General features: G+C 72.0%; 5 protein-coding genes. 2 read left to right on the top strand and 3 right to left on the bottom strand.

All coding sequences use genetic code 11. From position 1 onward, the window contains the following. Positions 1-104: 104 nt before the first annotated feature. Positions 105-1,439: a glycosyltransferase family 4 protein gene (locus AC5L36_RS34280; protein ID WP_441222768.1), complete on the top strand. Its 1,335-nt coding sequence runs from the start codon at positions 105-107 to the stop codon at positions 1,437-1,439. Then, positions 1,436-3,319, top strand: coding sequence for a 1,4-alpha-glucan branching protein GlgB (gene glgB, locus AC5L36_RS34275; RefSeq protein WP_441222767.1), 1,884 nt, complete (start codon positions 1,436-1,438; stop codon positions 3,317-3,319). The genes AC5L36_RS34280 and glgB overlap by 4 nt, the downstream gene beginning before the upstream one ends. Here the strand turns inward: glgB and AC5L36_RS34270 are convergent. Genes AC5L36_RS34270 through AC5L36_RS34260 form a run of 3 tightly spaced genes read right to left on the bottom strand, consistent with a single transcriptional unit; the run spans position 3,308 to position 14,325 of the window. After that, positions 3,308-4,426 carry a Dyp-type peroxidase gene (locus tag AC5L36_RS34270; RefSeq protein WP_441222765.1) on the bottom strand — a complete coding sequence of 373 codons (1,119 nt, stop codon included), beginning with the start codon at positions 4,424-4,426 and terminating at the stop codon, positions 3,308-3,310. The two genes, glgB and AC5L36_RS34270, sit on opposite strands and share 12 nt — an antisense overlap. Further along, complete coding sequence (locus AC5L36_RS34265) at positions 4,423-4,674, bottom strand: hypothetical protein (RefSeq protein ID WP_441222763.1); 252 nt, start codon at positions 4,672-4,674, stop codon at positions 4,423-4,425. Before AC5L36_RS34265 ends, AC5L36_RS34270 begins: the two co-directional genes overlap by 4 nt. Positions 4,675-4,677: 3 nt before the next feature. Next, positions 4,678-14,325: an RHS repeat-associated core domain-containing protein gene (locus tag AC5L36_RS34260; RefSeq protein ID WP_441222761.1), complete on the bottom strand. Its 9,648-nt coding sequence runs from the start codon at positions 14,323-14,325 to the stop codon at positions 4,678-4,680. Positions 14,326-14,820: the final 495 nt, after the last annotated feature.

The raw sequence follows: 14,820 nt of genomic DNA, 5'->3' as shown, positions 1-14,820 counted from the left end.
GACCGGCACGATTGGTCCGAACCCAACGTCGTGAAGGCACCCGTGCCGGTGTGCCTGTACGCGCGCATGGGCAGGGGGCGGCTGCACATCTAGGGGGCGGGCTTATGACTACGGCGGGCGGCGACGTAATCGACATCCGGACATCACCGCGACAGCGGGTCCTGATGCTTTCCTGGGAGTACCCACCTGTCGTCGTCGGTGGTCTCGGCCGGCACGTCCACCACCTGTCGACGTCGCTGGCCGCCGCCGGCCACGAGGTCACCGTCGTCACCCGCCACGCGCCCGGCGCGCCGTTGGAGGAGTACGCGGACGGCGTGCGCATCGTCCGCGCCCCCGAAGACCCGCCGCTGTTTCCGCTCGCCACGCCTTCCCTGCTCGCCTGGACGATGGCGTTCAACCACACGCTGACCCGCGCCGCGCTGCGCGCCGCCCAGTCCGGCGAGTTCGACGTCATCCACGCCCACGACTGGCTCGTGACGCACACCGCGGTCACGCTCAAGGAGCACCTCGACCTCCCGCTCGTCGCCACCATCCACGCCACCGAGGCCGGCCGCCACCAGGGTTGGCTGCCCGAGGAGATGAACAGGTGCATCCACTCCGTGGAGTGGTGGCTGGGGCGCGAGGCGTGCCGGGTGCTGGTCTGCTCCGAGTACATGAAGTGGGAGGTGACCCGCCTGCTCGAACTGCCCGCCACGCGGGTCCAGGTGATCCCCAACGGCGTCGACGACCGGGTGTGGCAGGCCCAGCCCGGCGCGGTCGCCGCGGCCCGGTCGCGCTTCGCCGGCGACGGCCCGCTGGTCGGTTTCGCCGGCCGCCTCGTGTACGAGAAGGGCGTGCAGCACATCCTGCACGCGATCCCGCAGCTGCGCGCCCGGCATCCGGAGCTGCGCGTGGTCATCGCCGGCGACGGGCCGTACAAGGGCGAGCTCCAGGAGACCGCCCACCGGCTCGACCTGAGCCAGACGGTCAGCTTCGCCGGGTTCATGAACGAGACACAGCTGCCCGCCATGCTCGCCGCCACCGACGCGACCGTGGTGCCCAGCCTGTACGAGCCGTTCGGCATGGTGGCGCTCGAAGCCGCGGCGGCCGGCGCGCCGCTCGCCGTCTCCGCGACCGGCGGGCTCGCCGAGATCGTCGAGCCGGGCGTGACCGGCGTGACGTTCCCGCACAGCGACCCGGACGCGCTGGCCGGCGCGGTCGGCACGCTGCTCGGCGACCAGACCTTCGCCCGCTCGGTCGCGCAGCGGGCTCGCACGATGGTGGCCGAGCGCTACGGCTGGTCGACGATCGCGGCCCGCACCGCCGCCGCGTACGCCGCCGCGCGGCGCGAGTCCTCCAGCTTCAACACCCGCCAGGCGGAGATGCTGCTGGAGGAGGGGCGCGCCAAGATCGTGGTGCCGGAGGGCAACCTGCTCGCGCTGGACGGTGTTCTTTCGTGACGACTGTTCTGCCTTCCGTCCCCAACCAGGTTTCGCGTACCACCCCGCCGCTGATCGGCGACGTCGACCTGTACCTCTTCGGCGAGGGCCGCCACGAGCGGCTCTGGGAGATGCTCGGCGCGCACCCGCGGCCGGGCGGCTGCCGCTTCGCCGTCTGGGCGCCCAACGCCCGCGAGGTCCGGGTCATCGGCGACTTCACCGGCTGGGGCCCGTACGACGGCGTCGTGCTGGAGCCGCTCGGCTCCAGCGGCATCCGCGCCGGCTTCGTGCCGGGCGTCGGGCCGGGAGCGCGGTACAAGTACCGCATCCACGGCGCCGACGGCCGGTGGACCGAGCGCGCCGATCCGATGGCCACGCACACCGAGTGCCCGCCGCGCACCGCCTCGGTGGTGTACGAGTCGGCGTACCAGTGGGACGACACGGCCTGGATGGCCGGCCGCGGCACCGACCACCACGCCAAGCCCATGTCCGTTTACGAGGTGCACCTCGGCTCGTGGCGCCCCGGACTGTCCTATCGCGACCTCGCCGACCAACTCGTGTCCTATGTGGCCGACCTGGGCTTCACGCACGTGGAGCTGATGCCAGTCGCCGAGCACCCGTACGGCCCGTCGTGGGGCTACCAGGTCACCGGCTACTACGCGCCCACGTCGCGCTTCGGCACGCCGGACGACTTCCGCTATCTGGTCGACCGGCTGCACCAGGCCGGCATCGGCGTGCTGCTCGACTGGGTGCCGGCCCACTTCCCGAAGGACGAGTGGGCGCTGGCGCGCTTCGACGGCACCGCGCTCTACGAGCACCCGTGGGCCGGCGAGCACCCCGACTGGGGCAGCCTCATCTTCAACTACGGCCGCACCGAGGTGCGAAACTTCCTCGTCGCCAACGCGCTCTACTGGCTCTCCGAGTTTCACATCGACGGGCTCCGGGTCGACGCGGTCGCCTCGATGCTCTACCTGGACTACTCCCGGGAGCCGGGCCAGTGGGCGCCGAACGCCTTCGGGGGCAACGAACACCTGGAGGCCATCGACCTGCTCAAGGAGCTCAACGCCACGGTCTACCGCAACCACCCCGGCGTCGTGATGATCGCCGAGGAGTCGACCGCCTGGCCCGGGGTCTCGCGGCCGGTCGACTGGGGCGGCCTGGGCTTCGGTCTGAAGTGGAACATGGGCTGGATGCACGACACGCTGGAGTACGTCTGCAAGGACCCGCTCTACCGGTCCTACCACCACGACCAGCTGACCTGGCCCACCGTGTACGCGTTCGACGAGCAGTTCCTGCTCCCGATCAGCCACGACGAGGTCGTGCACGGCAAGGGCTCGCTGGTCGCCAAGATGCCCGGCGACCGGTGGCAAAAGCTGGCCGGCCTGCGCGGCTTCCTGGCGTACATGTGGGCGTTCCCCGGCAAGCAGCTGCTCTTCATGGGCTGCGAGCTCGCCGACGAGCGGGAGTGGAGCGAGCAAGCCGGCCTCGACTGGTCGCTCACCGGCGAAGGCACCCCCGACCTGCTCCGCGACCTCAACCGCCTTTACCGCGACTCCCCCGCCCTGTGGTCGCGCGACACCTCGTCCGACGGCTTCCGGTGGATCGCCTGGGACGACTGGCGGCAGAGCGTGCTGTCGTTCGTGCGGATCGGGGACGACGGCTCGATGGTGGCCTGCGTGGCCAACTTCTCCGGTGTCCCCCGCTGCGACTACCGCATCGGGCTGCCGGCCGGCGGCCGCTGGACGGAGGTCCTCAACACCGACGCCCCCTGCTACGGCGGCGCCGGCGTCGGCAACTTCGGCGCCGTCGTCGCCGTCGACGAGCCGTCGCACGGCCACCCGCACTCGGCCGAGGTGCACGTCGGCGCGTACGCGACGGTCTGGTTGGCCCTAGGACAGTAGGCTCGCGCCGAGCGGGGCGCCGCCAGGTAGGGCGAAGAAGTAGCCGCCCCCGAAGGGCAGCACGTACTTCTCCAGAGCCTCACCGGCCAGGCGTCGCTGCACGGTGGCGAAGCCGCGCTCGACGTCCTGCTGGAAGCTCACGAAGACCAGGCCCACGTCCGGGTGGCCGCTGGCGTCGGTGCCCCGGCGGTACGAATAGCCGCGCCGCAGGATCCGCTGGCCGTCGGTCTCGGGGGTGCGCGGGTTGGCCCGGCGGATGTGCGCGTCCAGCGGCACCGTGCGCCCGTCGGCGTCGGCGGCGTAGTCGGGCTCTTCGTCCTCCCGACCGCGGCCCAGCACCGCGCCGTCCGCCCGGTGCCGGCCGAAGGCCGCCTCCTGGCGGGGCACCGGGTCGGCGTCCCAGAGCGGCAGCGACATCCGGATCAGCCGCACCACCTGGTACGTGCCGCCGGCCGTCCACGCCGGCTCGCCACCGCCCGGCTGGGTCCACACCAGACGGTCCATCAGCGCGGCGTCGCCGGCGTCCGGGTTTCCGGCGCCCTCGCGGAAGCCGAAGAGGTTTCGGGTGGAGGGCCGCCCGGCGGGCCCGTCGGTGCGATTCTCGGGCCGGTGCCCGTCGATCCGCCACCGCCGCTTGACCGCCGCGCCGCCGCCGGTCACGTCGGCCAGGATCGTGGCGGCCAGCTTGGGGGTGCCGGCGCACACCTGGAGGAGCAGGTCGCCGTGACACCACGCCGGGTCGAGCACGTCGTTGCGAAACGCCGGCATCTCGGTCAGCCGCGCCGGGCGGTGGCGCTCCAGCCCGTAGCGGCCGTCGAAGAGCGAGGCACCGACCGCGACGGTCACCGTGCCGCCCCGGACGCGCGCCATCCGCTCGCCCAGTCCACTCAGGAGGGTGCGCAGTCCGTCCCGGTCCTTGGCGGTCACGTCGTACGCGGCGAACACGGCCGCGTCCGGCGGCGGCGTGAGGATCCCGTCCTGGTGCGGCACCTCAGGTCGCGGCGGCGCCGGCGCGGGCGCCGCGTCCGCACCGGGCTCGCACGCCGCCAGCACGGCGGACCCGGTCACCGCCACGCCGAGCACCGTCCGCCGCGGCACAGGTCTCACGTGAGATCGATCCCCAGGTTTTGTGGGAGGTTGCGAATCCACTCCTGCCGAGCCGGATCGGCCGAGGCCGCGATACGGTCGAGAATCTCAGCGAATTCCCGCCGCGCGGGTGCGTCCATTTGATCGAGCTCGAAGGCCGCACTCTCCAACGCATTGACCGCTGAATGTGAATCCATCCCGAACTTGGCCGCGTCTTCGAGCATTGCCACGACCGAGAGAAGTGCCTTCAAGAGATAGTCCGCCGCCACGGGTCACCAACTCCCCACTCTGGTCCGAATTCCCGTTACGCCCCATTCAGCGAGGAGCGCGTTGGCCTGGTCGACCTTCGTCTGAGAGGGTAGCTCATACACCGCCTGGAACCCGTGGTGGCGGGCGACAGCGGCTTGCCGCTCCGCTTCGTCTCTGCCGAAGCGGGTCAATCCGAGCTTACGGTCGATCGCCTCGTCACCGAACGCCGAATCGAATTTCGCGGTAACGACACCACCATTCCCGTCGGGCGCGGTGTATTGGGGAACCTGAGATCTTCCCGTCGCCAGATTCGATCGCGTTCCGACAGCGCCGCTTTGGTACCTGAACCAAGCACCTTGCGTGCTCGGCGCAGGCGGCGTCGAATTCTGGAAGCCTCCTTCGTCCACCCAGTTGGCGGCCGTCGTCGCCTTTCCGCAGCCGAAACTGATAGACGTACAGCCCCGGACGGCCGGCTTCAACCCCAGCGGGTCGGTGAGGTACGTGGGGGCGTTGCCGACGTACCGGTGGAGGTTGGCGTCGCCGCCGGCGAAGCCGACCGGGTCCTCGCTGATGAAGCGCTGGAGCGTCGGGCTGTAGTACCGGGCCCGGTAGTGGTAGAGGCTGTCGGGCCCGTCCTGCTCGCGACCGGTGTAGCGGTACGGGTTGCCGCCGTCGTTCCCGGCCACCGTCGTGCGGCCGAACGGGTCGTAGGCGTACCGGGCCTGGATGTCGCCCGTGCCGTTGGCGACCGCGACCGTGTTGCCGAGGCCGTCCGTGAGCAACCGGCGGATCGTGCCGCCGCTGGTGCGGTAGAAGACCTCGTCGACGCGACCGGAGATGGTCTGCGCGGTGACCGTCGCGCCGACCTTCTCCTGCACCGGGTTCAGGCCGTCGTACACGTACGACGTGGTGGAGCCGGTGGCTTCGATCTGGCTGGCCCGGCGGCCGAGCGGGTCGTAGGTGTAGCTGGTGGTCGGGCCGCCGGCCGTGGTCGCGGTGAGCTGCCCGCGGGCGTTCCAGGTGTACGTGGCGCGCCCGTCGGAGGTCAGGTTGCCGTCGAGGTCGTACGTGACCGCGGTGCCGGCCAGGTTGGTGAGCTGGTTCGCGGCGTTGTAGGTGGCCGGACCGAACGCGGCCGGGACGCTCGCTCGGGCGAAGTCACCGCCGATGCGGGTGGGACGGCCGGCCGCGTCGTACTCGTAGGTGATCTTGCCAACGACCTCGCCGGTGCCGCTCGCCGCGCGGACGTAGTCGATTTCCTTCAGCTGGCCCGCGGCGTCGTACGAGTAGCCCTGCCCCAAGGGGTCGGCGGGGTTGTAGGCGTAGGTCGACAGCAGGCGCCCGACCCCGTCCTGGTTCTGCCGCACGCCGTTGCCGGCGGGATCCCGCACGGTGCGCTGGCCGGTGGCCTCGACGTAGGTGTCGCTGTAGAGCGTCTGGCCACCCACGGCCACCACGACGCCGGGTTCGTCGGCCTGGGACGGCGGCGCGCGCAGGTACGTGACGGTGCCCTGCGGGCCGGCGTCCTCGGTGACCCGGTCCAGACCGTCGTACTTGTAGTTGGCCGTGCCGCCGGCGCTGTCGACGATCCGGGTGACCCGGTCGCCCTTGTCCAACGTGTACGTGACCGTGCTCTCCTGCGCGGTCGCGGAGGTCACGCCGTACCTGGCCGTCTGCACCCGGTCGAGCACGTCGGGCACGAACTCGGTCACCTTGCCACGCCGGCTCGTGTGCCGGGTCAGGTTGCCGTTCTTGTCGTACACATAGGACTCGACCCGGGTCAGCGGATCGGTGACCGACTCGAGCAGGTCCATGTTGTTGTACGCCAGGACCGTGGTCGCCAGGCGCGGGTCGGTGACCTTCGTCAGGTTGCCGTTGGCGTCGTACTCGAACGCGGTCGTCCGGCCCAGCGGGTCCATGACGGCCCGGACCTGGTCCATCCCGTCGTAGGTGGTCTCCGTGGTGCTGCCGGTGGGATCGGTGGACGCCACGACCCGCCCGGCGGAGTCGTAGGTGAGCCGCGTGGTCCGGCCCAGCGGGTCGGTGAACGACACCGGGTCGCCGAGCGCGTACCCGATGGTGGTGGTCTTGGCGTCGTTGTCGGTGACCGACGTGACCCGTCCGGCGCCGTCGGTGGCGTAGGTCGTCGTGTGCCCGACCGGGTCGGTCACCGTCTGGAGGGCGCCGTTGGGCTCGTACGTGAGCAGCGTCTCCGCGCCGTACGCGCCGGTGTACTTGCTGACCTCGCCGAACGGGCCGTCCCGGGTGAAGCGCTCGGTGTGCGCCTCGGGCGTACCGGCGAGCCTGGTGATCCGGATGACGTCACCGGCGGCGTTGTACTCGAACTCGGTGCGCCGGTTGAGCGCGTCGACGGTCGCCGTGGGCAGCATGCCGGCGGCGTCCCGCTGGATGGTGGTCACCTGCTCGGCCGCCGTGCCGAGCCCACGCGTGTCGGTGAGTACCTGGCCCTGGGCGTTGAAGGTGAACCGCCGCACGGTGTTCCGCGGATCGGTGACCCGGGTCTCGGTGATCCGGCCCGCACTGTCCTTTGTGTACGCGAAGGACCAGAAGCCGCCGTCCGGCGCGGTCTGCTTGAGCACGCGCCCCTCGGCGTCGTACTCGTTGGTCAGGTAGACGAGGTTGCGCGCGTCCCGGATCGTCTTGAGCCGGCCGTTCTCCCACGTGTACTTCGTGACGCCGTTGTTCGCGTCGGTGACGGTGTCCAGGTAGCCGTTGACGTACGTGTACGAGACGGAGCGGCCGAGGCTGTCCTCCGCCCGGGTCACCTGGGGCGGGTTGGCGGTGTTGTAGGTCAGCTTGATCCACTTGCCGCTGGGCGAGGTGATCTGGGTGACCGGCCCGCGGGCGCGCACGTTGCCGTCGGGGTCGGCCGGCGCCGGCGCCCGGGTGATGGTGGTGGTGTTGCCGTAGCGGTCGCGGATCGCTTGCAGCGGAGCCTCGTCGCCGAGCACCAGCGTGGTGCCGTCGCGCAGCTTGATGTCCCACCCGTTGCCGTTCCAGTACATCAGCGCGCCGCGGAACTCGGCACGCGGCGACGGGTCGGCCGCGAAGACCGCGTCCAGGAACGTCTTCTCGCCGGGCACGATCCGTCTGAAGTGGATCCGGCTGCCGTCGCCGAGTACCAGGTCGGCTTCCAGGTAGGTGAAGTTGCCGATGTTGCCGGTCGACCAGGGGAACGCGCCGTAGTCGAAGCTCGTGCCGACGCCGAACGCACGCAGGTACGGGTCGCCCTGCTGGTACGTGCGGCGCAGCGCGATCGGCATCACGTCGTCGATCGCCAGGTCGGTGACCTGGTCGACGAGCAGGCCGGTGGAGGGGTCGACCGGGTCGGCGACCCGGGCCGGCGACTTCGGCGCGACCGGCGGCGGCTCGTGGCCGGGCACCGCGGTCATCGCCCCGGTGAACCGGTAGATCTTCACGTCGCGGTCGGGCACCACCCGCTTGCCGTCGGGGCTGACCGTGCCGCGCCCGTAGATGTGCCAGCCCTGGCCCTCCGGGTCGTAGCTCCAGAAGTCCATCCGGGTGCCGGGCGACTCGCCGGTGTAGTTCGGGTAGACGACCTGGGCGCCGGCCGGGAAGAGGTAGCCCCCGCCGGGCTGGACCGTGAAGTAGATGGGCACCCGGGTCGGCGGCAGCGGGAAGGGCGGCCGGTCGATCGGGATCGCGGTGATGGAGAGTTCCTTGGCCACCTTGCCGTCGCCGTCGCGCACGACCGTGCCGGCCGGGACGCGGACCTCCAGGCCGGGGATGGCCGGGGTGCGCAGGACCACCGGCGCCCGGGTGGGACTGTCGACCTTGACGGTCGCGGCCTTGTCGATCTCGGGCAGGAAGATCGTGTACGGCAGGTGGGTGGTGATGCCCGCCTGGAGGTCGACGCCGATGTCGAAGACCCCGTACGACGTGCCGCCCACGCCGCGGGCGTCGACGCGCAACACCCGGCGCCCGGACTCCACACCGGAGAGCAGGAAGCGTCCCTCGGCGTCGGTCTTCACCCGCACCTGGCCGGCGGTGAGGGTCACGTCGCGCAGCGGGGTGCCGGCGACCGTGCGCACCTGGCCGGCGACCGCGGTCGTGTCCTTCGGCGCGGAGCCCAGGCCGGCCGGCGCGGGCGGGGCGCCGAAGCGGGTGATCCAGTCGCGGCCGGCGAGGTTCTTCGCGTCCGGCTTCCAGGCCCGCTCGGCCTTGGGCGCCGGCTGTGCCGCCTTCGGGAAGCCACACGCCCGCCAGCCGGCGGTCGGCGCGCCCGCGTCCGGCTCGCCGGCCGTAGTCCGCTTCGCCGGGCGGGGCGGCGCCGTGACCGCGAAGCCGGTCGCCGCCGCCGGCCGGCTCTCCGCCATGGCGGGGCACCGCTCGACCGGCTCGGCGGGCTTCGCCGCGGACGCCGCCGCGAATGCCGCCGTCCGGGTGGCCACACCCAACGTGATCGAGCCGGTGCCGCCCAGGGCCGGCTTGACGACCACCAGGTACCGGCCGGTCGCGGGCAGCGCCGGAATGTCCACGGTGGACTGGATGGAGAGCAGCGACTCGTCGACGACGACGGCGCCGTTCGGAGCCAGCACGCGCAGGTCGTAGAAGGTCTTGCTGAACGAGGCGCCGGCCATCGTCACCCGGCGCGCGTCACCGGCCGTGCCGTCGAACGCGATCCGCGCGGTCTGGCCCGGCCGGGTCACGGTCACCGGCAGCCCCGGCCCGTTGACGGTCGCGACGCCGCCGTCGGCCTCGGTGGAGGCGATGACGGTCAGGTTGGCGGTGGCGCCGCCGTCCGGGTCGATGACCACCTCGTACGTGCCGGCGACCGGGAGTGCGGGCAGGTCCAGGCCCTCGGACGTCGGCGTGAACCGGGTCACCAACTGCGAACCGTCCGGCCGGTACGCGGTCAGGTTGACGAACTGGACGCTCGCCGCGCTGAAGCCGAGGTTGAGCCGCTGCCCGGCGGCACCGGTGAAGCGGATCCGCGCGTTCTGGCCGGCCTTGCCGATCGAGACTGGCGTGCCGGCGCCGTCGACGGCAACGGTGCCGCCGTCCAGCTCCGGCGAGAGCGCGAGCGTGATGGCGCCGGTGCCACCCGAGTCCGGGTCGAGGAGGATCTCGTACGTGCCGGTGACGGACAGCTGCGGCAGGTCCACGTCACCCGCCCAGGTGACGATCTGGTTGCCACCCGGTCCGTACACCTGGAACCAGACGTCGTCCGGCAGCGCGGAGGAGACCACGCCGAGGCTGAGCCGCTGGCCGGCGGTACCGGTGAAGCGCAGCCGCTGGTTCTGCCCGGAGCGGGCGACGGTGACGGTCTTGTCGGTGCCGGCGGTGATCGTGCCGCCGTCGGCCTCACCGGAGAGCCAGGCCCGCGCCCCGCCGGTCGCCGGGCCGGCCACCACGATCAGCTCGTGCCGGCCGGCGGCGGTGAGCTGGATGTCGAACTCCTCGCCGCCGCTCAGGTTGCGCCGGGTGCCGTCCGGGTTGACGAGCGCCACGGCGGGGCGGTAGCTGACCCCGCCGGCGCTCAGCGTCAGGTCGGAGAAGCCGAGGCCGAGCCGCTGCCCGGCCGTGCCGTCGAACGCGAGCCGCGCCCACTGCCCCGGCCGGCTGAACGTGATCGGGTTGCCGGCGCCACCCACCGCGAGCGTGCCGCCGTTGATCTCCGGCGACAGCCACATCCGGGCCGAGCCGAGGCCGGCGTTGCGGACCCCGACCACCACCCGGTACGTGCCGGGCATCTGGGTCTTGAAGCCCAGCGACGAGTCCCGGACGGCCGCGAACTCGTCCCGCCACAGGCCGACGGTGTCGCCGGGCGGCGCGTACACCGCGATGTCGAGCTGGGCGTTGGAGGGCAGCGACCAGTCGCCGAAGCCGAGGTTCATGGCGGCGTTCTCGCCGCCGGTGAAGGTGAACTCGGTGTATCGCCCGGCCCGGTCGACCGTGAACGTCGAACCCTGCCCGGCCGCGTCCAAAGTGCCCTGTGCCTGCCGGGACAGCGTCAGCGTCAGCGCGCCCGCGCCGGCGGGCGGCTCGATGGCGATCTGGTACACGCCGGCGGTGGTCAGGGCGGGCAGGCCGATCCCGCCGGTGATGCCGGGGACCTCGCGGGCCGTGTCGAACTGGTCGCGGGCGAACGAGCCGCCGTACGGCGTGTACAGCCGGACCTTCGACGTGCCGGTGACGGCGGCGCCGGTGAGGCCGAGGCTCAGCTTGTCACCGGGGTTGCCCTCGAAGCGGAACAGTCCGGTCTTGCCCGCCGGCACGGTCACCGTCGTCTGTGGACCGTCGACGGCCAGCCGGCCGCCGTCCACCACGTTCGCCGTCGTGTACGGCCGCGGGGGCACCACGAAGTCGGTGTCCGATGTGGCCACCCCGCCCGGCGTGCGCACCTGGACCCGGCCGCTGGTCGCCGCGTCGGGCACGACGACGGTGAGCTGCGTGGTGGTGGCCGCGGTCACCCGGGCCGTGGTGCGCCCGAAGACCACGGTGTCCCGCGCCCGGTTCGGGTCGAACCCGGAGCCGTTGATGGTGACCGTGCTGCCCGGGTCGGCTCCGGTGGTGGAGATGCCGGTGATGTCAGGCGCCGGACTGCCCGGTATCACGGTGAACGGAGATGGGCTTGCCCCCTCGGGGCCCTGTCCGCCGTTGAGGGTCACCTTGATCGGCCCGGTCGTGGCACCCGGCGGCACGAGGACGACGAGGCGCCCGTTCGCGGACGAGACGATCTCCGCCGGAGTCGAGGTGCCGGTGAAGGTGACGGTCGGGTCGGTGATCGTCAGGTGGGAGACACCGATCTCGACCCGGGACCCGACCGCGGCCCGCGCCGGCACCACGCTCAGGACGCTGAAGCCGTAGTCGCGGCGCTCGACCCCGCGCAGGTTGCCGTTGGCGTCGTAGTCGTAGATGGCCGTGCCGCCGTTGCTCTCCTGGCGCATGGCCACGAGCTGGCCGGCCGCGTCGTAGTACAGGTGGTGTGGTCCGGCCGGGGCGACCCGGAAGGTGTAGGCCGCCGTCGCCGACTGGCGACCGGCCCGGTCCTCGTTCCAGAACGTGAGCGTGCGCTGACCGTCGATCGGTGGCGCCGCGAACACGGACCTCAGGTCCATCGCGGTGAGGCCACCACTCGACGTCGACTGGTCGGTGTCCCACCGGTACCTGACGGTCGTGATGTCGCCGATCGCGAGCGCCTCCGCCGCGGTGAGCGCACGGTTCCACACCTGCACCGTGCCGATCCGCCCCGGATAGAAGGCGGCGTCGCTCCCGTTCCACTGGGCCCGGCCCACCGCCGTCCGCCCCGCGGCGTTCGCCGTTCCGGTGTACGCCACGCTGCCCTGTGACCGGCCGTTCACGTACAGGGTGAGGGTCTGGGCGGGCGCGTCGTAGACCCCCGTGAGGTGGGTCAGCGGGCGGGCTGTGCCGTCGCCGCCGAAGTCCGCGGCCGCCCGCGACGCGACGTAGGTGAGCGTGGGACTGTCGGTGTCCGAGTTCGGTCGGGCGAACGTCCACTTGCGAGAGTCGCCCGAGTAGCCGAGCGTGAAGCCACTCACCCGGGTGCCGTCCTGGCTCAGCGCCGTGACCGACCGATCGGTCTGCTCCAGGCGCACCCACGCCGACACCGTGAAGCTGCCGGAGGTGTTGAGCACAGGCCCCTCGGTGACCGCGGAGTCGTCGACCCCGTCGAACCGCACAGCGGGGCTGGCGTCGGCGCTGAAGCTGAGACCCCCGCGGGCGGAGAGGTCGTGCCCGTTACCGGTGCGGTCGAAGTTCGCGCCGTCCGTGAGCGACCACTGGGCCGCCTGCCCGGCGGGCCAGCCGGCCGGGCGCGCCAGGAAATAGCCCGGCTGGCCGGCCGCGCCGTGTTCCTGACCGTCGGCCGGATAGTCCACGGAGGACACCACGGGTGCGGTGGGTGGACCGGTGTCCACTGTGAACTCGCACCACGCCGACCACGCCGTGACGCCTCCCGCCGCGTCGCGCGCCCGCACCCGCCAGGAGTAGGTGCCGCCCTCCACGAACTGGCCGGCCGGTACGGTCGTGGTCGCGTTCGCGCCGGATGCGACCGAGACGGTCGCACCGTTGATGCGAACGCCGCCGCTGTGCCACCACTCGAACTCGGCGCTGGGCGAGCCCCCGTCCGGGTCGGAGACGACCGCCTGAAGCTGCGGGGTCAGGCTGCCGATGAACGGCCGGTCGGCGCTGGCAACGCATGCCGTGGCCGGCACCGTCGCCCGGGTGCCGAGGACCGGGTACGACTGGTAGGTCACGCTCGCGTAGGGCACCTGGCTGGTGTCGGTCGCTTCCCGCGAGCGAAACTGCTTGAACGTGGTCACGGCCGTCTCGTCGGTGGCCCGCAGGCCCATGTGCGCCGTCGTGGCGTTGGCGCTGGCCGCGCGCTGGAAGAAGTTGACCCCGTTGACCGGCGCCCACGCGTCGGCGCAGTCGGTGGAGCCGTGCGTGGCGGTGGAGGTCGCCTCCCGGTTGAGCCAGGCCGGCTGGTTGGTGAAGCGGGTGCTCGTGCTGGCCGCGCCGGTGGTCCAGATCTCCCAGCTCTGCGCGGTGCACGTATGCGACCAGAAGTTCCAGAAGTTCACGGTCGCGGCCTGGATGTGCTTGCCGGCGAGCACCGCGGTGTTCCAGGTCAGGAAGGATCGGTTGATCGTCGGTGGGGCGGTCGCGAGGAGCCCGATCTGGAGGTCGACGGCGCCGCTCTGGTTGGTGGTCAGCCCTTCGCGCACGTACGTGTCGAAGGTGGTCGAGAGCGGGTTGACGGTCGGGTCGAGGGTGACCGGGTAGCGGGTGCCCGGCGCCCGGAGCCACTTCTGGTCCGGTCGCAGCGTCAGCCGCACCCCGCCGCGCTTCGCGTCGCTGGTGGAGGTGCTGATCGGCTGGGTGCGCGCCGGGGAGCCGTCGGGCAGGGTCTTCGCGTCCCACATCGCCGGCGCCGGTACGGTCGCCGTCGTCCGGCCCGCGGCGTCGAGCAGCGTGATGTCGCCGGCCTTGTCCCGCCGGTGTTTCGCCGCTCCGGGTCCGGACAGCAGCAGCGGCACCGCCGCCACGCGGCCGGCGGCGGCCCGCTCCTTCACGACGAGGGACTGCGCGAAGCCGGTGCGGGTCGCCTCCACGACGAGGTCCACGCCGGGCAGGGCGTCCACGTACGTCGCGCGGGTGCCGTTCAGCACCGGCCGGGGCAGCGCGCCGGTCCAGCTCATGGCGACGCGGGCGGCGCCGAGGCCGACGGCGGCAAGCTCGTGGGTGCCCTTGGGGCGCGCGCCGGACAGCCGCAGGTCGTTGGGGTGCCCGGCGGGCGCTACGGCGTCGCCGCTCTCGCGGAGGGTGAGGTCGATCGGCTGCCAGCGGCCGTCGCGCGCGAAGCGGACCGGCGCGGCGTGGATCTCCGCCCGCGCCGTCCCGTCCGGCGCGGCGAAGACCCGGGCGGTCTCGGAGCGCTGGTCGAGGACCTCGACCTCGTGGCCGCAGGCCCGGGCGACGGTGGCGGCGGCCTCCTGGTCGGGTCGCGCCCCGACGCAGGCCACCGCCGGCTCGCCGCGACCGCGGACCGCGGGCACGTCGCCGACGATCGTGGCCAGCAGCACGAAGGCGACGGCGACCCGCACCCCGATCGCGCCGTGGCGGCCCCATCGAGCCCGCCAACCAGACATCCGCGAACGCCGCATAGTGGCCTCCCCCGTACGAGCGCCAGATCGAGCGAGCGGATCTAAGCGGACCGATCACCGTGTGCACAACCACGAATCACGAGCGGTAGTCGGCAAGCCGACACCAGGGGTGGCGCGAGCATTGAAATAGTGACATGGATCACAACGGTTGGGCACGCAGCGTGATGTCCGATGTGGACCCTTCCGCCCTATGCCTCCATTTAACCGGGACGATTGATGCCCGCCACGGGCCGACTGGCGTTTATGTACGAATTCAATAGGCGCGCGCCGGCACGGATTCACCCATTCGAGTGCCAATTCCCCGAGTACCCAGAGTGATGTCCCATGTGGACGGACGGGGCGGTGTATCCCTTGAAAGGTCCCTCGTTTGGCGGGCCGTAGGCCACCATTGGTCCCGACCGTTCTGGATCATTGGTCCAGGTTTTCCGGGCAACCCCGGTTTGTTATCTGCTCGTAATGCGGCCCTCGCCGCGTCTGTTTATCGTGGTGGCTCAG

The sequence above is a fragment of the Phytohabitans sp. LZ39 genome (assembly GCF_059359075.1).
This window is presented reverse-complemented; position numbering and strand designations above follow the sequence as displayed.

Excerpts from the sequence above, each read along its gene's own strand:
- AC5L36_RS34280 (WP_441222768.1), top strand. The coding sequence starts at position 105 with ATGACTACGGCGGGCGGCGACGTAATCGACATCCGGACATCACCGCGA.
- AC5L36_RS34260 (WP_441222761.1), bottom strand. The coding sequence starts at position 14,325 with ATGCGGCGTTCGCGGATGTCTGGTTGGCGGGCTCGATGGGGCCGCCAC.